At 56.9% G+C, this 21,352-nt stretch carries 17 protein-coding genes; 13 read left to right on the top strand and 4 right to left on the bottom strand.

The features are described 5' to 3' along the window. Positions 1-103: 103 nt before the first annotated feature. The 3 genes from pflB to ycaO all read right to left on the bottom strand — a co-directional run bounded on the left by pflB (position 104) and on the right by ycaO (position 5,440). Entirely contained in the window at positions 104-2,386 is a 2,283-nt protein-coding gene (pflB, locus tag CW267_RS03440) for a formate C-acetyltransferase (protein WP_008805852.1), read from the bottom strand. Between the two features lie 51 nt (positions 2,387-2,437). Beyond that, complete coding sequence (focA, locus tag CW267_RS03435; protein WP_008805853.1) at positions 2,438-3,295, bottom strand: formate transporter FocA; 858 nt, start codon at positions 3,293-3,295, stop codon at positions 2,438-2,440. Positions 3,296-3,679: 384 nt separating this feature from the next. Continuing rightward, complete coding sequence (gene ycaO / locus CW267_RS03430; RefSeq protein WP_100781440.1) at positions 3,680-5,440, bottom strand: 30S ribosomal protein S12 methylthiotransferase accessory factor YcaO; 1,761 nt, start codon at positions 5,438-5,440, stop codon at positions 3,680-3,682. 116 nt (positions 5,441-5,556) lie between these two features. On the opposite strand from ycaO, the gene CW267_RS03425 reads away from it, so the two are divergent. From CW267_RS03425 to CW267_RS03365, 13 genes are all read left to right on the top strand, one after another. After that, a complete protein-coding gene (locus tag CW267_RS03425; RefSeq protein WP_016831265.1) occupies positions 5,557-6,249 on the top strand; it encodes a DUF421 domain-containing protein in 693 nt (230 codons plus the stop codon). Between the two features lie 188 nt (positions 6,250-6,437). After that, positions 6,438-7,526, top strand: coding sequence for a 3-phosphoserine/phosphohydroxythreonine transaminase (gene serC, locus CW267_RS03420; RefSeq protein WP_008805856.1), 1,089 nt, complete (start codon positions 6,438-6,440; stop codon positions 7,524-7,526). Positions 7,527-7,599: 73 nt separating this feature from the next. Continuing rightward, on the top strand, positions 7,600-8,883 hold the full coding sequence (gene aroA / locus CW267_RS03415; protein ID WP_032735138.1) for a 3-phosphoshikimate 1-carboxyvinyltransferase: 1,284 nt from the start codon (positions 7,600-7,602) through the stop codon (positions 8,881-8,883). A gap of 174 nt (positions 8,884-9,057) precedes the next feature. Then, the gene (gene cmk / locus CW267_RS03410; protein ID WP_012542319.1) at positions 9,058-9,741 is read left to right on the top strand and encodes a (d)CMP kinase; all 684 of its coding nucleotides are present in this window, start codon (positions 9,058-9,060) and stop codon (positions 9,739-9,741) included. A 133-nt stretch (positions 9,742-9,874) separates the two neighbouring features. Further along, complete coding sequence (rpsA, locus tag CW267_RS03405; protein ID WP_002898162.1) at positions 9,875-11,548, top strand: 30S ribosomal protein S1; 1,674 nt, start codon at positions 9,875-9,877, stop codon at positions 11,546-11,548. 151 nt (positions 11,549-11,699) lie between these two features. Further along, the gene (gene ihfB / locus CW267_RS03400; protein WP_004100704.1) at positions 11,700-11,987 is read left to right on the top strand and encodes an integration host factor subunit beta; all 288 of its coding nucleotides are present in this window, start codon (positions 11,700-11,702) and stop codon (positions 11,985-11,987) included. 205 nt (positions 11,988-12,192) lie between these two features. Then, a complete protein-coding gene (locus CW267_RS03395) occupies positions 12,193-14,457 on the top strand; it encodes a ComEC family protein (RefSeq protein WP_072125344.1) in 2,265 nt (754 codons plus the stop codon). Positions 14,458-14,493: 36 nt separating this feature from the next. Beyond that, complete coding sequence (gene msbA / locus CW267_RS03390) at positions 14,494-16,242, top strand: lipid A ABC transporter ATP-binding protein/permease MsbA (RefSeq protein ID WP_004201387.1); 1,749 nt, start codon at positions 14,494-14,496, stop codon at positions 16,240-16,242. Beyond that, positions 16,239-17,219, top strand: a complete 981-nt coding sequence (gene lpxK, locus CW267_RS03385) for a tetraacyldisaccharide 4'-kinase (RefSeq protein WP_016160566.1) — start codon at positions 16,239-16,241, stop codon at positions 17,217-17,219. The genes msbA and lpxK overlap by 4 nt, the downstream gene beginning before the upstream one ends. A 54-nt stretch (positions 17,220-17,273) precedes the next feature. Then, the gene (locus CW267_RS03380; RefSeq protein WP_012968617.1) at positions 17,274-18,503 is read left to right on the top strand and encodes a winged helix-turn-helix domain-containing protein; all 1,230 of its coding nucleotides are present in this window, start codon (positions 17,274-17,276) and stop codon (positions 18,501-18,503) included. A gap of 63 nt (positions 18,504-18,566) precedes the next feature. Next, positions 18,567-18,749, top strand: coding sequence for a protein YcaR (gene ycaR, locus CW267_RS03375; RefSeq protein ID WP_012542316.1), 183 nt, complete (start codon positions 18,567-18,569; stop codon positions 18,747-18,749). Then, the gene (gene kdsB, locus CW267_RS03370; RefSeq protein ID WP_012542315.1) at positions 18,746-19,492 is read left to right on the top strand and encodes a 3-deoxy-manno-octulosonate cytidylyltransferase; all 747 of its coding nucleotides are present in this window, start codon (positions 18,746-18,748) and stop codon (positions 19,490-19,492) included. Before ycaR ends, kdsB begins: the two co-directional genes overlap by 4 nt. Before the next feature lie 137 nt (positions 19,493-19,629). Next, positions 19,630-20,523 carry a YcbJ family phosphotransferase gene (locus CW267_RS03365; protein ID WP_008805863.1) on the top strand — a complete coding sequence of 298 codons (894 nt, stop codon included), beginning with the start codon at positions 19,630-19,632 and terminating at the stop codon, positions 20,521-20,523. Here the strand turns inward: CW267_RS03365 and elyC are convergent. After that, positions 20,500-21,279: an envelope biogenesis factor ElyC gene (gene elyC / locus CW267_RS03360; protein WP_008805864.1), complete on the bottom strand. Its 780-nt coding sequence runs from the start codon at positions 21,277-21,279 to the stop codon at positions 20,500-20,502. The genes CW267_RS03365 and elyC overlap by 24 nt on opposite strands. Between the last annotated feature and the right edge of the window lie 73 nt (positions 21,280-21,352).

Genomic DNA, 21,352 nt, shown 5'->3' with positions numbered 1-21,352 from the left:
AAGTATAGATAACTGGCAAAGCAGGCTGGGGCGGGGATCACTTGTTAAAAAGGCCCCACTGATGTGGGGCCTTTATTGTACGCTTTTTCAGTCAGACTGGGAATTACATGGTCTGAGTGAAGGTACGGGTAATAACGTCCTGCTGCTGTTCTTTGGTCAGGGAGTTAAAACGTACGGCGTAGCCAGATACGCGGATGGTCAGCTGCGGATATTTTTCCGGGTTTTCCATCGCGTCGAGCAGCATTTCGCGGTTCATGACGTTCACGTTCAGGTGCTGGCCACCTTCGATGGACGCTTCGTGGTGGAAGTAACCATCCATCAGACCGGCCAGGTTGGTCTTACGAACTTCGTCATCTTTACCCAGCGCGTTCGGCACGATAGAGAAGGTGTAAGAGATACCATCTTTCGCGTAAGCAAACGGCAGTTTAGCAACGGAAGTCAGTGAGGCAACAGCACCTTTCTGGTCACGACCGTGCATCGGGTTAGCACCTGGTCCGAACGGCGCGCCAGCGCGACGACCGTCTGGGGTGTTACCGGTTTTCTTACCATATACCACGTTAGAGGTGATGGTCAGAACAGACTGAGTCGGGATAGCGTTGCGGTAGGTGTGCAGTTTCTGAATTTTCTTCATGAAACGTTCAACCAGGTCAACGGCCATGTCATCGACGCGAGCATCGTTGTTACCAAACTGCGGGTATTCGCCTTCGATTTCGAAGTCGATAGCCAGACCGTCTTCGTCACGAATCGGTTTAACTTTCGCATATTTGATAGCAGACAGGGAGTCAGCAGCAACGGACAGACCAGCGATACCACACGCCATGGTGCGGATAACGTCACGGTCGTGCAGCGCCATCAGAGAGGCTTCGTAGCTGTACTTGTCGTGCATGTAGTGGATGATGTTCAGCGCGGTGACGTACTGTTTCGCCAGCCAGTCCATGAAGTGATCCATGCGATCCATGACTTCGTCGAAGTTCAGGACGTCGCCTTTGATCGGTTCAGATTTCGGACCTACCTGCATTTTCAGTTTTTCATCCACGCCGCCGTTGATAGCGTACAGCATGGTTTTCGCGAGGTTAGCACGAGCACCGAAGAACTGCATTTGCTTACCAACAACCATCGGGCTTACGCAGCATGCGATAGCGTAGTCGTCGTTGTTGAAGTCCGGACGCATCAGGTCATCGTTCTCATACTGCAGAGAAGAGGTATCGATGGACACTTTAGCCGCGAATTTCTTGAAGCTCAGTGGCAGTTTTTCAGACCACAGGATAGTAATGTTCGGCTCCGGAGACGGCCCCATGGTGTACAGGGTGTTCAGGAAGCGGAAGCTGTTTTTGGTGACCAGAGTACGGCCGTCAACACCCATACCGCCGATGGATTCTGTTGCCCAAATCGGGTCGCCGGAGAACAGTTCATCATATTCCGGGGTACGCAGGAAGCGAACCATACGCAGTTTCATGACCAGGTGGTCAACCATTTCCTGCGCGTCTTGCTCGGTGATTTTACCGGCCTGCAGGTCACGTTCGATGTAGATATCCAGGAAGCTGGAGGTACGACCGAAGGACATTGCTGCGCCGTTCTGAGATTTCACGGCAGCCAGGTAACCGAAGTAGGTCCACTGGATAGCTTCCTGAGCAGTCGTTGCCGGACCGGAGATGTCGTAGCCATATTTAGCCGCCATCTCTTTGATCTGACCCAGTGCACGGTGTTGTTCAGAGATCTCTTCACGCAGACGGATGGTCGCTTCCAGATCTTCGCCGCTTTCCAGTTTTTCTTGCAGAGACTGGAACTGAGCGTATTTGTCTTTCATCAGGAAGTCGATACCGTACAGCGCAACGCGACGGTAGTCACCGATGATACGACCACGGCCGTAAGCATCCGGCAGACCGGTCAGCACGCCGGATTTACGGCAGTTCAGGATGTCTTTGGTGTAAACATCAAATACGCCCTGGTTGTGGGTTTTACGATACTCGGTAAAGATTTTTTTCAGCATCGGATCCAGCTCGCGATTGTACGCTTTGCAGGAACCTTCAACCATTTTAATACCACCGAACGGGATGATCGCACGTTTCAGCGGCGCTTCGGTCTGCAGACCAACGATTTTTTCCAGACCTTTCTCGATATAGCCAGCGTCGTGAGAGGTGATGGTGGAAGCCAGGGCAGTGTCAAAATCAACAGGCGCGTGAGTGCGGTTTTCCTGTTTTACACCTTCCATTACGGTGTCCCACAGCTTGGTGGTCGCTTCAGTTGCGCCAGCCAGGAAGGATTCGTCGCCTTCATATGGGGTGTAGTTTTTCTGAATAAAGTCACGGACGTTGACTTCATTCTGCCAGTCACCTTTCGCAAAACCTTCCCAGGCTGTGGCTAACTTTTCATTAAGCTCGGACATGTAACACCTACCTTCTTAAGTGGATTTTTTATTTACTGCCTGAAACAACCCTTAGTGATGGTCGTTGCCACGCAGGTAAATGACCCAGTATGTCAACCCGACCAGCAAACCTCCGCCGATAATGTTCCCGATAGTCACCGGAATCAGGTTATCAGTGATGAAGTTCATAACGGTCAAGTGTGAGAAACTTTCCGGAGTTGAACCGATAGCGGTCCAGAATTCCGGGCTCGCAAAATTGCGGATTACGATACCCATCGGGATCATAAACATGTTGGCGATGCTGTGCTCAAAGCCGCTGGCAACAAACATCGCTACCGGCAGGACCATGATCATCGCTTTATCCATCAGGCTACGACCGGAATAGCTCATCCATACGGCGAGACAAACCATCAGGTTAGCGAGGATACCCAGGCTCACGGCCTCCACAAAAGTATGGTGCAATTTGTGGTCGGCGGTCTGCAGGACGTTTAGCCCCCAACCGCCGTTGGCAGTCATATATTCGCCTGATAACCACATCAGCAGCACAAACAGCAGTGCGCCCACCAGGTTACCAAAATAGACGTTGAGCCAGTTTTTTGCCAGTTGCCCCCAGGTGATTCGACCGCTGGCTTTCGCCACCACGATCAGCACAGTAGAGGTAAAGAGGTCAGCGCCGCAGATAACGCACAGAATCAGACCCAGGGAAAAACAGACCCCACCGATAAGCTTGGCAATCCCAAAAGGCATCGCGGCAGTGCCGGTGGTCGCGGTGATATAGAATACGAAAGCGATGGAGATGAAAACGCCAGCGGTGATCGCCAGATAAAAGGTCTTCATCGGATGCTTCGTTGCTTTATAGACACCTGCTTCTTCGGCGACTTTCGCCATCGCGGCAGGGAGCAAAAGATCAAAAGGGTTGTCAGCTTTCACACTAACTCTCTCTTTATATAAGTTGGCGGTGAGATACTAACAAAGCATTATAGAAGGGAAATTGATATAGATCATATCTCACCGGGACTATATGCCTTTTTAGTGTGTGGTTTTTGCTTGTTTGATGCTTAACTATTTGAATTTTTTATGGAAAATAAATTTTAAAGTTTATAAGTTATGTTGAATTTTTTCGTTTTTGCCCCAGTATTTGAGTTAATTAAAATGGAGTATTTTATTTTAAATTAACAATTGGTAAATGATATAAGTGCGATATTTACTATTAATTAACTTTACAACTACAAACTATAGTGGCTCCCTCGCCAGGTTAAAATAACGGAGCCGCATCGGGCTCCGTTGTTGGCAAGCATGTTGGCGTATGGGGGCTTATTTTGCCCAGAACGCCGCTTTCGCCCGCTGCAGCTTTTCATACGCTTTCAGCAGCGACTGATGAGCCGGGAAGGCTTGCAGATCGCTGTCGACAGCCTGAAGGCCATAGAACGGGGCTTCGCCGCTTAGCGCAGCGCTGGCGGCTTCGACCGCATCGGCGCCATACATACGGATGAAGGCGTTCAGATACTGCAGCGGCTGACACTCCTCTTCCTGGCTCAGCAGCAGCAGGGTCTGCAGGCAGCGATAGTAGTTTGCGCGCTCAGGGCTGAAGACAGAGGCATTGAATTCCATGGTCCATTCGGTCCAGATCAGCGCCTGTTCCAGATCGCCGCCAGCCAGGGCCAGCATCGCTTTCAGCTCGCCGACGCGCAGGGTATACCAGCCGTTGTCTTTCCCGGTGGCAAGGCCCAGCAGTTCGCGAACGCGGGTGAAATCATCCAGGCCTTCGTCATCCATTTGTTCGATGAGCGCCAGATAATCTTCTTTTTCCCACTCGCTGCCCGGCAGAGACAGAATGGTGTCCCGCAGATGGGCGCCCATGCTGTTGTTTGCCAGCCACAGGTCTTCTGCCGGATAAATATCCGACATGCCCGGAACGATGATACGGCAGGCGTAAACGCCCAGATGCTCGTAGTCGGCAATGTACACTTCTTTATCTTCGGCCTTGAAGATGGCCATCAGGGTGGCGAACTCTTCTTCGGTGGTGCCGGAGAAACTCCAGTCAACGAACGGATAGTCGGCATCCTGCTTGAACATATCCCAGGAGATCAGGCCGCTGGAGTCGATGAAGTGGGTTTCGAGGTTCGCGTGCTCGGCGACTTCTTCGTCATCAAAGGTCGGCGGCGTAAAGACATCAAGGTCTTTCAGGCTGCGACCCTGCAGCAGTTCTGTGACCGTACGCTCCAGCGCCACGCCGAAGTCCGGGTGGGCGCCAAAGGAAGCGAAGCAGGTGCCGTTAGTCGGGTTAAACAGCACGACGCAGATAACCGGGTATTTGCCGCCCAGCGAACCATCGTAGGCGAAAATCGGGAAGCCTTCGGCTTCAAGTTTTGCGATCGACTCCACGACGCCAGGATAGCGCGCCATGACTTCCGCCGGGATCTCCGGCAGGCTGATGCTCTCTGCGATGATGCGGTTTTTTATGTGACGTTCAAAGACCTCTGACAGGCCCTGCACACGTGCTTCATTCGGGGTATTCCCTGCAGACATACCGTTGGATACGTACAAGTTGCCAACGATATTCATCGGAATATAGACGGTTTCGCCGTCGGACTGGCGGGTAAAGGGCAGGCCGCATACGCCGCGCTCATCGTTCCCCGACTGCAGATCCACCAGCATGCTGGCGGTCAGCTGATCGTCCGGATCGTAGAACGCGAGCAGACGGGCATCCAGCAGACCTTCCGGGACATCGTCGTTTTCGGTCAGCGGGAACCACTTTTCGTTCGGGTAGTGAACAAACGGGCCATTAGCGATAGTGTCGCCTAACCAGAAGTCGGCGAAGAAATAGTTGGTGGACAGGCGCTCGAAATATTCGCCCAGCGCGGAGGCCAGGGCTGCCTTTTTGGTGGCGCCTTTACCATTGGTAAAGCACAGCGCGCATTCTTTATCGCGAATGTGAACGGACCACACGTGCGGCACCGGGTTCAGCCACGAGGCCTCTTCGATATCAAATCCGAGGTCGAGCAATTTCTGCTGGAAGCGAGCGATGGAATCTTCCAGGGCGGCATCTTTGCCGGGAATAAACGTTTGGGTCATGGCGATCACTTTTGTCGTACGGAAAGCGCGCAATGATACGGCTTTTATCTGACAGGTGCTATCTCCATCATCTGGCTATGCTTAGAGGCAACTTATGACCCACAGGGAGATGATAGATGAAAGCCTTTGACTGGCAGCGGATGGCGCTCGATAAAGTGCCGGTGGAGTTTCTTGCCGAGGTGGCGTTGCGCAGCCTCTATACCTTCGTTCTGGTCTTTATTTTCCTCAAGATTACCGGACGGCGCGGCGTGCGGCAGATGTCGCTGTTCGAGGTGTTGATTATTCTGACCCTCGGTTCGGCGGCAGGGGACGTGGCGTTTTATGACGATGTACCGCTACTGCCGGTGCTGGTGGTCTTCATCACGCTGGCGCTGCTGTATCGCGGCATCATGTGGCTGATGGGGCACAGCGAAAAGCTGGAGGATCTCCTGGAAGGTAAACCTATCGTGGTGGTCGAGGAGGGGCAGTTGGCGTGGGAGAAGCTGCATGCGGAAAACATGACCGAATTCGAATTCTTTATGGAGCTGCGGGTCAACAGCGTCGAGCAGCTTGGCCAGGTCCGGCTGGCGATCCTTGAAACCAACGGGCAGATCAGCGTGTTTTATTATCCGGATGAAGAGGTCAGAGCGGGGTTGTCTATCCTGCCTACCCACTGTACTGCGCGTTACACCACGATTCCGCAGGAGGGGATCTATGCCTGCGTACGCTGCAGCATCGTGATGGCGATGCAGGCGGGAGAAAAGCGAATATGTCCGCGCTGCGCAAATGCAGAATGGTCGAAGGCCAGCCGGGCGAAACGACTCACCTGACAGCAAATATGTCGGTTTTATTACGTCAAGCCGATAGATTCTGTTGTGTGACGGTGGCCGCGTTTTACCGTCGGCGAGTTTTAGCCATTGCGGACCGTGTCACTGAATGATAAAACCGATAGCCACAGGAATAACTTATGCCCGCGGCGGTTCGCGGGCAAAACAACATAGCAACGTGGTGAGGGGAAATGGCTCAGGTCTATAACTTCAGTTCGGGCCCGGCAATGCTGCCGGCGGAAGTACTCAAACTGGCTCAGCAAGAACTGTGCGACTGGCACGGTCTGGGTACGTCGGTCATGGAGATCAGTCACCGTGGTAAGGAGTTTATCCAGGTGGCAGAAGAGGCAGAACAGGACTTCCGCTCTCTGCTGAATATCCCTTCCAACTATAAAGTTTTGTTCTGCCACGGCGGCGGCCGCGGCCAGTTCGCGGGGATCCCGCTGAACATCCTCGGCGATAAAAACGTCGCTGACTATGTGGACGCCGGCTACTGGGCCGCCAGCGCGGTCAAAGAGGCGAAGAAATACTGCACGCCGAACGTTATCGACGCGAAAATCACTGTCGATGGCAAGCGAGCTGTTACGCCGATGAGCGAGTGGCAGCTGACGCCGGGCGCGGCCTATCTGCATTACTGCCCGAACGAAACCATTGACGGTATCGCGATTGATGATACGCCGAATTTCGGCGACGACGTCATCGTCGCTGCTGATTTCTCCTCCACCATTCTGTCCCGCGAAATTGACGTCAACCGCTTCGGTGTAATCTACGCCGGCGCGCAGAAAAATATTGGCCCGGCAGGGCTGACGCTGGTCATCGTGCGTGAAGATCTGCTGGGCAAAGCCAGCGTGGCCTGTCCGTCGATCCTCGACTATACCGTGTTAAGCGAGAACGACTCGATGTTTAACACGCCGCCGACGTTCGCCTGGTATCTGGCTGGTCTGGTGTTTAAGTGGCTGAAACAGCAGGGCGGCGTCGCTGCGATGGATAAAATCAACCAGCAGAAAGCCGAACTGCTTTATGGCGTTATCGATAACAGCGGGTTCTACCGTAACGATGTGGCGCAAGCCAACCGCTCACGCATGAACGTGCCGTTCCAGCTGGCGGACAGCGCACTGGACAAACTGTTCCTCGAAGAGTCGTTTGCCGCCGGGCTGCACGCGCTGAAGGGCCACCGCGTGGTGGGCGGCATGCGCGCCTCCATCTACAATGCGATGCCGCTGGACGGCGTGAAGGCGTTAACCGACTTTATGCTGGACTTCGAACGCCGCCACGGTTAATCGCCTGTTTCTTTCTTCCTCCCCGCGGCCTGTCTGCGGGGTTTTTATTCTGTTTGTTTGAGAGTGAAGTTTGATGGAATCCCTGACGTTACAACCCATCGCACGCGTAGAGGGCACCGTGAACCTGCCAGGTTCGAAAAGCGTCTCCAACCGCGCGCTGCTGCTGGCCGCTCTGGCCCGCGGCACGACGGTGCTGACCAACCTGCTGGACAGCGACGATGTGCGCCATATGCTGAATGCCCTGAGTGCGCTGGGGGTTCAATATACCCTGTCTGCCGACCGCACCCGCTGCGAAGTGACCGGCAACGGCGGCCCGCTGCGCGCTGCTGCGGCGCTGGAGCTGTTCCTCGGCAACGCCGGAACCGCGATGCGTCCGCTGGCGGCGGCCCTGTGCCTTGGCAGCAACGATATTGTGCTGACCGGCGAACCGCGGATGAAAGAGCGCCCGATCGGCCATCTGGTGGATGCCCTGCGTCAGGGCGGCGCTCAGATCGACTATCTTGAGCAGGAAAATTATCCACCGCTGCGCCTGCGCGGCGGTTTTCAGGGCGGGAACGTCGAGGTTGACGGCAGCGTCTCCAGTCAGTTCCTGACCGCGCTGCTGATGACCGCGCCGCTGGCGCCGCAGGATACCGTGATCGCCATTAAGGGCGATCTGGTGTCGAAACCCTATATCGACATTACGCTGCACCTGATGAAAACCTTCGGCGTTGAGGTGGACAATCAGTCTTATGGGCGTTTTGTGGTGCGCGGCAAGCAGCAGTATCAGTCGCCAGGGGATTACCTGGTGGAAGGCGATGCTTCCTCGGCCTCGTATTTCCTCGCCGCTGGCGCCATTAAGGGCGGCACGGTAAAAGTCACCGGTATCGGCCGCGGCAGTGTGCAGGGCGATATCCGTTTCGCCGACGTCCTGGAGAAAATGGGCGCTACCGTGACCTGGGGCGACGATTTTATCGCCTGCACCCGCGGCGAGCTCAAGGCTATCGATATGGATATGAACCATATCCCGGACGCGGCGATGACCATCGCCACCGCCGCGCTGTTCGCGCAAGGGACCACTACGCTGCGCAATATCTACAACTGGCGGGTCAAAGAGACGGACCGTCTGTTCGCCATGGCGACCGAGTTGCGTAAAGTAGGCGCCGAGGTGGAAGAGGGTGAAGATTATATTCGCATCACCCCGCCGGCAAAGTTGAAATATGCTGAAATCGGCACCTATAACGACCACCGGATGGCGATGTGCTTCTCGCTGGTGGCGCTGTCTGATACGCCGGTGACCATCCTTGATCCCAAATGTACGGCCAAAACGTTCCCGGACTATTTTGAGCAACTGGCGCGGATCAGTACCCTCGCCTGAGTAAAACTTTGTCATCCCGCGGGCTGATGTCCTGTCAGCCCGCTATAATTGCGCAAAACTTCTGCTTTTCATTTCCTGTAGTCCGTAATTTACAAGCAATGCTCACTTTCCGGCGTATTGATGCGTATAATGCGCGGCGTTTATATTCCATGCGCCTTGCTGAAGGAGAAAAAGATGACGGCGAATATTCCGGTAATCACCATTGATGGGCCTGGCGGTGCGGGTAAAGGTACGTTGTGCAAGGCAATGGCGGAAGCGCTGGGCTGGCATCTGTTAGATTCAGGCGCGATCTACCGCGTTCTGGCGCTGGCGGCGCTGCATCATCATGTTGACGTAGAGTCCGAAGAGGCGCTGGTGCCCCTGGCGGCCCATCTTGACGTGCGCTTTATTTCTACTGACGGCACCCTGGAAGTGGTGCTGGAAGGGGAAGATGTCAGCGGCGAAATTCGCACTCAGGAGGTCGCCAATGCCGCCTCGAAAGTGGCCGCTTTCCCCCGCGTTCGCGAAGCGCTGCTGCGCCGCCAGCGTGCTTTCCGTGAACTGCCGGGGCTCATCGCCGACGGGCGCGATATGGGCACGGTGGTTTTCCCGGACGCGCCGGTGAAAATTTTCCTCGATGCCTCGGCCGATGAGCGGGCGCATCGCCGCATGCGGCAGTTGCAGGAAAAGGGCTTTGATGTTAACTTTGAACGTCTTTTGTCCGAGATAAAAGAGCGTGACGATCGCGACCGAAATCGCGCCGTGGCGCCGCTTGTCCCGGCTGCCGATGCATTAGTTCTCGATTCAACAGAACTAAACATTGAGCAAGTGATTGAAAAAGCGCTACAATATGCGCGCGAAAAATTGGCCGTTGCGTGAGCCTTAACCGGTAGCGCGCCGAAGCCTCCGAATTATAGCAGTACCCCGCGGCAATGGATGGTCAGCGGGTATGTGAAACAACCCCATCCGGCACGGAGCCAGGTGGACGTTAATATTAACCTGAAGATTAAACATGACTGAATCTTTTGCTCAACTGTTTGAAGAATCCTTAAAAGAAATCGAAACCCGCCCGGGTTCCATCGTTCGTGGTGTTGTTGTTGCTATCGACAAAGACGTAGTACTGGTTGACGCTGGTCTGAAATCTGAGTCCGCCATCCCGGCTGAGCAGTTCAAAAACGCCCAGGGCGAGCTGGAAATCCAGGTTGGTGACGAAGTTGACGTTGCTCTGGATGCAGTAGAAGACGGCTTCGGTGAAACTCTGCTGTCCCGTGAGAAAGCTAAACGTCACGAAGCTTGGATCACGCTGGAAAAAGCTTACGAAGACGCTGAAACTGTTACCGGTGTTATCAACGGCAAAGTTAAAGGTGGCTTCACTGTTGAGCTGAACGGTATTCGTGCGTTCCTGCCGGGTTCCCTGGTAGACGTTCGTCCGGTGCGCGACACGCTGCACCTGGAAGGCAAAGAGCTTGAGTTCAAAGTCATCAAGCTGGACCAGAAGCGTAACAACGTTGTTGTTTCTCGTCGTGCCGTTATCGAATCCGAAAACAGCGCAGAGCGCGATCAGCTGCTGGAAAACCTGCAGGAAGGCATGGAAGTCAAAGGTATCGTTAAGAACCTCACTGACTACGGTGCATTCGTTGATCTGGGCGGCGTTGACGGCCTGCTGCACATCACCGATATGGCCTGGAAACGCGTTAAGCATCCGAGCGAAATCGTAAACGTTGGCGACGAAATCACTGTTAAAGTGCTGAAGTTCGACCGCGAGCGTACCCGTGTATCCCTGGGCCTGAAACAGCTGGGCGAAGATCCGTGGGTAGCTATCGCTAAACGTTATCCGGAAGGTACCAAACTGACCGGTCGCGTGACCAACCTGACCGACTACGGCTGCTTCGTTGAAATCGAAGAAGGCGTTGAAGGCCTGGTTCACGTTTCCGAAATGGATTGGACCAACAAAAACATCCACCCGTCCAAAGTTGTTAACGTTGGCGACGTTGTGGAAGTGATGGTTCTGGATATCGACGAAGAGCGTCGTCGTATCTCCCTGGGTCTGAAGCAGTGCAAATCTAACCCATGGCAGCAGTTCGCGGAAACCCACAACAAGGGCGACCGTGTTGAAGGTAAAATCAAGTCTATCACTGACTTCGGTATCTTCATCGGCCTGGACGGCGGCATCGACGGCCTGGTTCACCTGTCTGACATCTCCTGGAACGTTGCAGGCGAAGAAGCAGTTCGTGAATACAAAAAAGGCGACGAAATCGCAGCAGTTGTTCTGCAGGTTGACGCAGAGCGTGAGCGTATCTCCCTGGGCGTTAAACAGCTCGCGGAAGATCCGTTCAACAACTACGTTGCTCTGAACAAGAAAGGCGCTATCGTTGTTGGTAAAGTCACTGCAGTTGACGCTAAAGGCGCAACCGTAGAACTGGCTGACGGCGTAGAAGGTTACCTGCGTGCTTCTGAAGCATCCCGTGACCGCGTTGAAGACGCAACTCTGGTTCTGAGCGTTGGCGACGAAGTTGAAGCGAAATTCACCGGCGTGGATCGTAAGAACCGCGTAGTGAGCCTGTCTGTACGTGCGAAAGACGAAGCGGAAGAAAAAGACGCTATCGCTACCGTGAACAAGCAGGAAGACGCGAACTTCTCCAACAACGCTATGGCTGAAGCGTTCAAAGCAGCGAAAGGCGAGTAATCTTTGTCATTCAGGCAATAACAACCTGAATAGTGACGAGTTTACTTGACAGATTGCAGGATTCGTCCTGTAATCAAGCACAAAGGGCGGCTACGGCCGCCCTTGTTTAAGCTGTTAGCTAATTTTTGCCTTGAAGGAAACCGGAGGAATAATGACCAAGTCAGAATTGATTGAAAGACTTGCCAGCCAGCAATCTCACATTCCGGCGAAAGCGGTGGAAGATGCTGTTAAAGAAATGCTGGAACATATGGCCTCAACGCTTGCTCAAGGTGAGCGCATTGAAATCCGCGGTTTCGGCAGCTTCTCTCTGCACTATCGAGCACCTCGCACCGGACGTAACCCGAAAACTGGTGATAAAGTCGAACTGGAAGGTAAGTACGTTCCGCACTTTAAGCCCGGGAAAGAATTACGTGACCGCGCCAATATTTATGAAGAGTAAGTTGCACGACGTGCAACCTGCCTGATGATAAAAAAAGCACCTGCGGGTGCTTTTTTCGTGTCCGCGATTTACCTCCAGCTTCGCAAAAAAACCGTGCCTGACTGCAACAGATACGATTGTCTGGAAGGCGCTACGCACGCCTGAATTCAGCGGCGGGACGCCACCGTCGCTTTGCGTAACACTGCCTGCTCACAGGGAGGTGTTTATGCGTCTACCATGGCTTGCCGGATGCGCCAGCATCGCGATGCTGCCGCTACTCTGGCTACCCGTCTTGCCGGGCCCGCACGTTCTGGCGAGCGCGTGCCTTGCGGCGCTGTTGCTGACCCGCCTGCGCGGAACGGCCATGGCTTGTGTGGCGATGACGCTTCTGCTGATGATCTGGGGAGTATTGAGCGCGCATCAGGCGCTGTGGCCGACCCGGCACCTTACCGGCGCCATCCGGCAGGCGGAAGTGATCCTCAGCGAGACGGATGGCCAGGCCCTGCACCGTGGTCAGATTGTGCGCCTGGCGGGCCGCTACCTGTTTCCCCCGGTGGGCGTGACGCTGTACGGGGAACTTACACCTGCGCCCGCCTGTGCGGGTCAGCACTGGTTGATGACGCTGCGCCTGCGCCCGGTGCACGGGCAGCTCAACGACGGGGGCTTCGACAGCCAGCGTTATGCGCTGGCGCAGCACCGGCCGCTGAGCGGGGGGATTGTTGCAGCTTCCGCGCTGGATCCCCGCTGCAGCCTGCGCGCCCGCTACCTGGCGTCGTTGACCCGGCGTCTGGAGCCTTATCCCTGGCGTGCGGTGATGCTGGGATTAGGGATGGGGGAGCGACTGACCCTGCCGACGGCGATTAAGGTCCTGATGCAGAACACGGGCACCTCCCATCTGATGGCCATCTCTGGTCTTCATATCGCCCTCGCGGCTTCCCTTATCGTGCTCCTGCTGCGCGGCGTGCAGTATATTCTCCCGGGCCGCTGGATCGGCTGGCGGTTGCCGCTGCTGGCCGGGCTGGCCGGCGCCGTCTGCTATGCCTGGCTGACCGGCATGCAGCCGCCGGCGCTGCGCACCTGCGTAGGGTTGGGCGTGTGCTGCGCCTTACGCTTGTCGGGCCAACGCTGGACGGCGTGGCAGGTGTGGCTCTGCTGTCTGGGGGCGATACTCGTTACCGACCCGCTGGCGGTGCTGTCGCAAAGCCTGTGGCTATCCGCTTTCGCCGTGGCGGGGCTGATCTTCTGGTTTCAGTGGGTACCGCTGCCTGCCGGTCGCTGGCGCTGGCCATGGAAGGCACTGTTCGCCCTCGTTCATTTGCAGGCTGGCGTGACGCTGCTGCTGGTGCCTCTCCAGCTCCTGCTCTTCCATGGCGTCAGCCTGACGTCCATGGCCGCCAATTTGCTGGCGGTACCTCTGGTGACCCTGCTGGCGGTGCCGCTTATTCTCGGCGCGATGCTGCTGCATCTCACGGGACCGGGGATGGTAGAGTCGCTGCTCTGGCTGGCGGCCGATCGCGTGCTGGCGCTGCTGTTCTGGGGATTACGACATTTACCGGACGGCTGGCTACCGCTGGACGCCCGCTGGCTCTGGATCAGTAGCCTGCCTTGGCTGCTGGTGATGGGCTGGCGTTTTCAGAGCTGGCGGCATTTCCCGGCCCTGTGTCTGAGCGTACTGCTCCTGCTGATGCGGCCCTTCTGGAGGCCGTTTCCCGCGGACGAATGGCGGGTGACGATGCTGGATGTCGGGCAGGGGCTGGCGATGGTTATCGAACGTCACGGCAAGGCGCTCCTCTATGATACCGGGCCAGCATGGCCGCAGGGCGACAGCGGTCAGCAGGTGATTATCCCGTGGCTGCGCTGGCATCATCTGCAGCTGCAGGGCATTGTGCTAAGCCACGAGCATCTGGATCATCGCGGCGGCCTTAATTCAGTGCGGCAGGCATGGCCGCAGGCGTGGGTGCGCAGCCCTTTAGGCTGGACGCGTCATCTGCCGTGCCATCGCGGTGAGCGCTGGCAATGGCAGGGACTCAACTTCCAGGCCCTGTGGCCGCTGCCGGGCAGCACGGCAAAGGGTAATAATCACTCCTGCGTGGTGCGCATCGATGATGGTCGCTCCAGCATCCTGCTCACCGGCGATATAGAACGTCAGGCGGAGCAAGCGATGATCAGCCGTTACTGGCAGCATCTGACGTCTACACTTATCCAGGTTCCCCACCACGGTAGCAACACCTCCTCCAGCGAATTGCTGGTCCGCCGGGTAGAGGGTGCGGCCGCGCTGGCATCCGCTTCGCGCTACAATGCGTGGCGGATGCCCTCGTACAAGGTGGTTCAGCGCTATCGCCAGCGGGGGTATCGCTGGTTCGCCACGCCGCAGCAGGGACAGATAACGGTGGTTTTTTCCGCAGAAGGGTGGCAAATCCATAGCTTACGGGATCAAGTTTTACCACGTTGGTATCATCAGTGGTTTGGCGCGCCCGCCGATAACGGGTAGAATATGCGGCTATTTCAACACAAGCTGGTTTATTGAATGCAGAACGATAAAGATCTCTCCACGTGGCAGACCTTCCGCCGACTTTGGCCGATTATTGCACCGTTTAAAGCCGGGCTAATCGTCGCGGCGGTGGCGTTAGTGCTTAACGCGGGCAGTGACACCTTCATGTTATCGCTTCTTAAACCGTTATTGGATGATGGTTTTGGTAAAACGGATCGCTCAGTGCTGCTATGGATGCCGCTGGTGGTTATCGGGCTGATGGTGCTGCGTGGGATCACCAGCTACATCTCGAGCTATTGTATCTCCTGGGTTTCCGGCAAAGTCGTGATGACCATGCGTCGTCGCCTGTTCGGCCACATGATGGGCATGCCGGTGGCCTTCTTTGACAAGCAGTCTACCGGGACGCTGCTGTCACGCATTACCTATGATTCTGAGCAGGTCGCCTCATCTTCCTCCAGCGCGCTGATCACCGTGGTCCGCGAAGGGGCATCGATTATCGGCCTGTTCGTGATGATGTTCTATTACAGCTGGCAGCTGTCGCTGATCCTGATCGTACTGGCGCCGATCGTGTCGGTAGCAATCCGCGTGGTCTCCAAGCGTTTTCGTAATATCAGTAAGAATATGCAGAACACGATGGGGCAGGTCACCACCAGCGCTGAGCAGATGCTGAAAGGGCACAAAGAGGTGCTGATGTTTGGTGGCCAGGAGGTGGAAACCAAACGTTTTGATAAGGTCAGCAATAAAATGCGTCTGCAGGGGATGAAGATGGTTTCTGCCTCGTCTATCTCCGACCCGATCATTCAGCTTATCGCGTCGCTGGCGCTGGCCTTTGTCCTGTATGCCGCCAGCTTCCCGAGCGTAATGGACACCCTGACCGCCGGGACCATTACCGTGGTCTTCTCCTCAATGATTGCGCTGATGCGCCCGCTGAAGTCGCTGACCAACGTCAATGCCCAGTTCCAGCGTGGGATGGCGGCGTGCCAGACGCTGTTTGCGATCCTCGATTCCGAGCAGGAAAAAGACGAAGGTACGCGGGTCATTGAGCGGGCCAAAGGCAATCTCAAGTTTGAGAACGTCACGTTCACCTATCCGGGGCGCGAAGTGGCCGCGCTGCGCAATATCAATCTCGATATCCCGGAAGGGAAAACCGTCGCGCTGGTGGGGCGCTCAGGGTCGGGTAAATCGACCATTGCCAGCCTGATCACCCGCTTCTACGATGTTGACGACGGGCAGATCCTGCTGGATGGTCACGACCTGCGCGAGTACAAGCTGAGCTCGCTGCGCGACCAGGTGGCACTCGTTTCACAGAACGTGCATCTGTTCAACGATACTGTCGCCAACAACATCGCCTATGCCCGCACCGAAGAGTACAGCCGCGAGCAGATTGAAGAGGCCGCGCGGATGGCCTATGCCATGGACTTCATCAACAAGATGGACAATGGTCTGGATACGATCATCGGCGAAAATGGCGTGATGCTGTCCGGTGGCCAGCGCCAGCGTATTGCTATCGCCCGTGCGCTGCTGCGTAACAGCCCGATCCTGATCCTTGATGAAGCCACCTCGGCGCTGGATACCGAGTCCGAGCGAGCCATTCAGGCAGCGCTGGATGAGCTGCAGAAAAACCGCACCTCGCTGGTTATCGCCCACCGTCTGTCGACCATTGAGCAGGCTGATGAAATTGTGGTGGTTGAAGATGGGCGGATCGTGGAACGCGGAACGCACCACGATCTGCTGGAGCATAAGGGCGTGTACGCCCAGCTGCATAAGATGCAATTCGGCGAATGATCGCGCGCATTTGGTCCGGGGAATCGCCGCTGTGGCGCCTGCTGCTGCCGCTCTCCTGGCTGTATGGCCTGGTGAGCGCGGTGATTCGCCTCAGCTATCAGCTGGGGTGGCAAAAAGCCTGGCGCGCGCCGGTGCCAGTGGTGGTGGTCGGTAACCTGACCGCCGGCGGCAATGGTAAAACGCCGGTGGTGATCTGGCTGGTGGAGCAGCTGCAGCAGCGCGGTATTCGCGTGGGGGTGGTCTCTCGCGGCTACGGCGGTAAAGCCGACCGCTACCCACTGGTATTAACTGACCGGACCAGTACGGCGCAGGCGGGTGATGAGCCGGTGTTAATTCATCAGCGTACCGGCGCGCCGGTGGCGGTTTCTCCGCTGCGCAGCGACGCGGTGAAAGCGCTGCTCAGCGCACACGATCTGCAGATTATCGTGACCGACGACGGGTTGCAGCACTATAAGCTGGCGCGGGACAGAGAAATTGTCGTTATCGACGGCGTACGCCGCTTTGGCAACGGTTGGTGGCTGCCTGCCGGGCCGATGCGCGAGCGGGCGTCGCGCTTGCAAAGCGTTGATGCGGTTATCGTTAACGGTGGCGTGGCGCGTCCGGGGGAGATCCCGATGCAACTGCGTCCAGGGATGGCGGTTAACCTGCTTACCGGCGAACGTCGCGATGTCTCGACTTTCACGAACGTAGTGGCGATGGCCGGCATCGGCCATCCGCCGCGCTTTTTCGCCACCCTTGAAAGCTGTGGCGTCCAGCCGGTCAAAACCGTGGCGCTGGCAGACCATCAGGCGCTGAGCCAGGCCGATGTCGCCGCCCTGGTAACCACCGGGCAGACGCTGCTGATGACCGAGAAAGACGCGGTGAAATGTCGCGATTTCGCCGCCGCAAACTGGTGGTATTTACCGGTCGACGCCATAATGGCCGATGAACGCGCACAGCGGTTGCTTGCGGACTTAGCGACGTTGGCGCAACGTTAACTGACGCGCCGGCTTTGCTCGCCGCTGTGCTGGAATTCCTGACGGAGAACCTGCATGTCGGTATTGCAATTATCGCTTAATGAGGCGCGCCACCTCCATCTCGCGGCGCAGGGGTTGTTAAAGAAGCCCCGACGTCGCGCTCGCCCGAAAGACATTCTTTCCACCATCCAGCAGATGTCGCTGCTGCAAATCGATACCATCAACGTGGTGGCCCGCAGCCCCTATCTGGTGCTGTTCAGCCGCCTCGGCAGCTATCCGCAGCACTGGCTGGATGAGTCGTTGCGCAGCGGCGAGCTAATGGAATACTGGGCGCATGAAGCCTGCTTTCTACCGCGCAGCGATTTCGCCCTGGTGCGCCATCGCATGTTGAATCCCGACAATATGGGCTGGAAATACCATCGCGCGTGGATGGAGGAGCATGCCGGGAGTATTGCAGAGCTGCTGGCGCATATCGGGCAAAACGGCCCGGTTCGCTCGGCGGATTTTATCCACCCGCGCAAAGGCGCCAGCGGCTGGTGGGAGTGGAAACCGCATAAGCGCCATCTGGAAGGGCTGTTTACCGCCGGCGAAGTGATGGTGGTGGAACGACGCAATTTTCACCGTGTGTATGATTTAACCCAGCGGGTGATGCCGGACTGGGATGACGAACGCGACGCGCTGTCCCGCGAAGACGCAGAGGCCATCATGCTGCGCAACAGCGCCCGCAGCCTCGGTATCTTTCGTCCCCAGTGGTTGGCCGATTACTATCGCTTGCGCCAGCCGTCGCTACCGGGTCTGCTGGCTGCCTGGCAGGAAGAGGGCCTGGTGGTGCCGGTTAACGTGGAAGCACTCGGCGAGATGTGGTTGCATCGCGACGCGCTGGCGCAGCTTGAGTCAGCGCCTGGTGGTAAGCTGATCGCCAGCCATAGCGCCGTGCTCTCTCCTTTTGACCCGGTGGTCTGGGATCGGAAACGCGCGGAGCAACTCTTCAACTTCAGCTATCGCCTGGAGTGCTATACCCCAGCGCCGAAGCGGCAGTATGGCTACTTCGTACTGCCCCTGCTGCACCAGGGAAAACTGGTTGGGCGGATGGACAGTAAAATACATCGCAAAAGCCAGGAGCTGGAGATCTTCTCTCTGTGGCTGGAGGAGGGTGTGAAGATCACCCGTGGCCTTGAGCAGGGGCTGCGCCGGGCGATTAACGACTTCGCGCGCTGGCAATCGGCGGAGCGGATCCTGTGCCGAGGCTTGCCGGAAGGGCTGTTTGTCGGCCAGGAGCAGGGGTGGGAAATCAACGCCGATTGATCCCGGCGCCGACCTTCCTGTGATATGCTGCTGTGAAATCTATCCGGTCCATCAGGAGGAAACATGGATCACCGTTTACTTGAAATCATCGCCTGCCCGGTCTGTAACGGTAAGCTGTATTACAGTCAGGATAAGCAAGAACTTATTTGCAAACTTGATAGTCTGGCGTTTCCGCTGCGCGATGGTATTCCTGTGCTGCTGGAGACAGAGGCCCGAGCGCTGACGGTTGAAGAGAGTCACTCATGAGTTTCGTGGTTATTATTCCTGCGCGTTTCGCCTCTACGCGCCTGCCGGGAAAACCACTGCAGGACATTAACGGCAAACCGATGATTGTCCACGTGCTGGAGCGCGCGCGCGAATCCGGCGCGGATCGCATTATTGTCGCCACCGATCATCCGGACGTGGCCAGCGCCGTTGAAGCGGCGGGTGGTGAAGTGTGCATGACCCGCGCCGATCACCAGTCCGGCACCGAACGGCTGGCGGAAGTGGTGGAGAAGTGCGCGTTCAGCGATGACACTATTATCGTCAATATTCAGGGCGATGAGCCGATGATCCCCCCGGCGATCGTCCGCCAGGTGGCGGAGAATCTGGCGTCCAGCAGCAGTGGAATGGCGACGCTGGCGGTACCGATCCACGATGCGGAAGAGGCGTTTAATCCAAATGCGGTGAAAGTGGTGATGGATGCGCAAGGTTATGCGCTTTATTTCTCCCGTGCCACCATACCCTGGGATCGCGATCGCTTTGCCCACTCCCGCGAGACCATCGGTGATTCCCTGCTGCGTCACATCGGCATTTATGGCTACCGCGCTGGCTTTATTCGCCGCTATGTTAGCTGGGCGCCGAGCCCGCTGGAGCAGATTGAAATGCTCGAGCAGCTGCGGGTGCTGTGGTATGGCGAGAAAATCCATGTTGCCGTGGCGGCAGAAGTGCCCGGCACCGGTGTGGATACCCCGGAAGATCTGGAGCGCGTCCGCGCTGAACTGCGTTAATCCCCTGTCCCCTCCTTGCAGGGGGGGATATCCCCGCCGGTTTTTCGCTTTTTTTGTCCCTTTTTGATCTTATTCGATGACAACCCAGGTGCGGGCGCTCATTATGAAACCAGTAGTGTTCATAGGGGTAATCGACAATGGAACAGTTGCGAACCGAACTCAGTCACCTGCTTGGCGAAAAGCTGAGCCGGGTGGAGTGTGTCAGTGAAAAACCCGCTACGGCGCTGTGGTCCCTGTACGACGCGCAGGGAAACCCGATGCCGCTGCTGGCGCGCAGTTTCACCACGCCCGGTGTGGCGCGGCAACTGGCATGGAAGATCTCCACCCTCGCGCGCAGTGGTACAGTGCGCATGCCGGTGGTTTACGGCGTGATGACGCATGAAGAGCATCCCGGGCCGGATGTGCTGCTGCTTGAGCGCTTGCGCGGCGTTCCGGTGGAGGCCCCCACGCGCACACCAGCGCGCTGGGAGCAACTGCAGGAGCAAATCGTCGAGGCGCTGCTCGCCTGGCATCGTCAGGACAGCGGCGGCTGCGTAGGAATGGTCGACAATACCCAGGACAATCTGTGGTCGAACTGGTACCGCCAGCGGGTAGAGATGCTGTGGAGCACCCTGAACCTGTATCAGGATACCGGCCTGACGATGCAGGATAAGCGTATTTTGTTCCGCTCCCGGGAGTGCCTTCCGGAGCTGTTTCGCGATTTTAATGACAATGCCGTGCTGGTACACGGTAATTTCACCTTGCGCAGTATGCTGAAAGACCCACGCAGCGATCAGCTGCTGGCGATGGTGGGCCCGGGGATGATGCTGTGGGCGCCACGCGAGTATGAACTGTTCCGCCTTGCAGAAGGCGGCCAGGCGGAACAGTTGCTGTGGCGCTACCTGCAGCAGGCGCCAGTTTCCGAGGCCTTTGTCTGGCGGCGCTGGCTCTATCTGCTGTGGGATGAGGTGGATAATCTGGTCAATACCGGGCGCTTTGACCGCGCCCGTTTCGACCTCGCGACAAAATCACTCCTGCCCTGGCTCGCCTGAGCCACCTTTCAGCCATTGCCAGACACGACCGAGGGTTTCATAGCCGACCCGGTCGCTGTGCATCAGCCATACCGGGGAGGGGATGGCTCGTTCCCACGGATTAAGCGGCGAGGTCACCGCTAACTGATTTGCCGGCGCGGGCAGGGGATCCAGACCGGCATGACGAAAGAAAATCATCGCCCGTGGCAGGTGGGACGCCGAAGTGACCAGCAGGAAGGGCGCATCGCCGATGGCGCGCTTCACCGCCTGCGCTTCCTCTTCTGTATCTTTCGGCCGATCGAGCACGATGATATCGCTGCGTGGTACGCCGAGGCTCTCCGCGACTCTCGCCCCGGCCTCCGCCGTGCTGACGGGGTTGGTTTTTGCCGCCGCGCCGGTAAAGATCATTTTCGATCCGGGATTCGCCTGCCACAGGCGAATGCCCTCCGTCAGGCGCGGCAGGCTGTTATTGATAAGATTAGAGCTTGGCGCCCACTCCGGATTCCAGGTATAGCCGCCGCCCAACACCACCACGTAGCTCACCGGCTGCTCGCCACGCCAGGTGGGATAGCTATCTTCAATCGGTTTCAACAGGCTGTCGGCCACCGGTTGCAGGCTCAGCAGCGCCAGCAGCAGCCAGCCGAGGCTCACGCATAGCTTGCCGGTACGTTGAAAGCGGCTGAACCATAACAGCGCGATCCCGATCCCGATCAGCAACAGCAGGGCGGGAAGCGGCAACAGCAGACCGCCGACGATCTTTTTTAGCGTGAAAAGCATGCCAGATGGTTCCTTTTTTAACCATATAACCAAAGTTATGTTCGGATCTTATAACAGATCGCTTCATTCTCGG

The sequence above is a fragment of the Klebsiella sp. X1-16S-Nf21 genome (assembly GCF_002837615.1).
Lineage (GTDB): Bacteria > Pseudomonadota > Gammaproteobacteria > Enterobacterales > Enterobacteriaceae > Klebsiella > Klebsiella variicola.
Note: the sequence above shows the minus strand (reverse complement) of the source record. Positions and strands in the feature narration are given on the sequence as shown.

Coding starts and splice junctions, on each gene's coding strand:
- pflB (WP_008805852.1), bottom strand. CDS start 2,386: ATGTCCGAGCTTAATGAAAAGTTAGCCACAGCCTGGGAAGGTTTTGCG.
- ycaO (WP_100781440.1), bottom strand. CDS start 5,440: ATGACCCAAACGTTTATTCCCGGCAAAGATGCCGCCCTGGAAGATTCC.
- CW267_RS03425 (WP_016831265.1), top strand. CDS start 5,557: ATGAAAGCCTTTGACTGGCAGCGGATGGCGCTCGATAAAGTGCCGGTG.
- serC (WP_008805856.1), top strand. CDS start 6,438: ATGGCTCAGGTCTATAACTTCAGTTCGGGCCCGGCAATGCTGCCGGCG.
- aroA (WP_032735138.1), top strand. CDS start 7,600: ATGGAATCCCTGACGTTACAACCCATCGCACGCGTAGAGGGCACCGTG.
- cmk (WP_012542319.1), top strand. CDS start 9,058: ATGACGGCGAATATTCCGGTAATCACCATTGATGGGCCTGGCGGTGCG.
- rpsA (WP_002898162.1), top strand. CDS start 9,875: ATGACTGAATCTTTTGCTCAACTGTTTGAAGAATCCTTAAAAGAAATC.
- ihfB (WP_004100704.1), top strand. CDS start 11,700: ATGACCAAGTCAGAATTGATTGAAAGACTTGCCAGCCAGCAATCTCAC.
- CW267_RS03395 (WP_072125344.1), top strand. CDS start 12,193: ATGCGTCTACCATGGCTTGCCGGATGCGCCAGCATCGCGATGCTGCCG.
- msbA (WP_004201387.1), top strand. CDS start 14,494: ATGCAGAACGATAAAGATCTCTCCACGTGGCAGACCTTCCGCCGACTT.
- lpxK (WP_016160566.1), top strand. CDS start 16,239: ATGATCGCGCGCATTTGGTCCGGGGAATCGCCGCTGTGGCGCCTGCTG.
- CW267_RS03380 (WP_012968617.1), top strand. CDS start 17,274: ATGTCGGTATTGCAATTATCGCTTAATGAGGCGCGCCACCTCCATCTC.
- ycaR (WP_012542316.1), top strand. CDS start 18,567: ATGGATCACCGTTTACTTGAAATCATCGCCTGCCCGGTCTGTAACGGT.
- kdsB (WP_012542315.1), top strand. CDS start 18,746: ATGAGTTTCGTGGTTATTATTCCTGCGCGTTTCGCCTCTACGCGCCTG.
- CW267_RS03365 (WP_008805863.1), top strand. CDS start 19,630: ATGGAACAGTTGCGAACCGAACTCAGTCACCTGCTTGGCGAAAAGCTG.
- elyC (WP_008805864.1), bottom strand. CDS start 21,279: ATGCTTTTCACGCTAAAAAAGATCGTCGGCGGTCTGCTGTTGCCGCTT.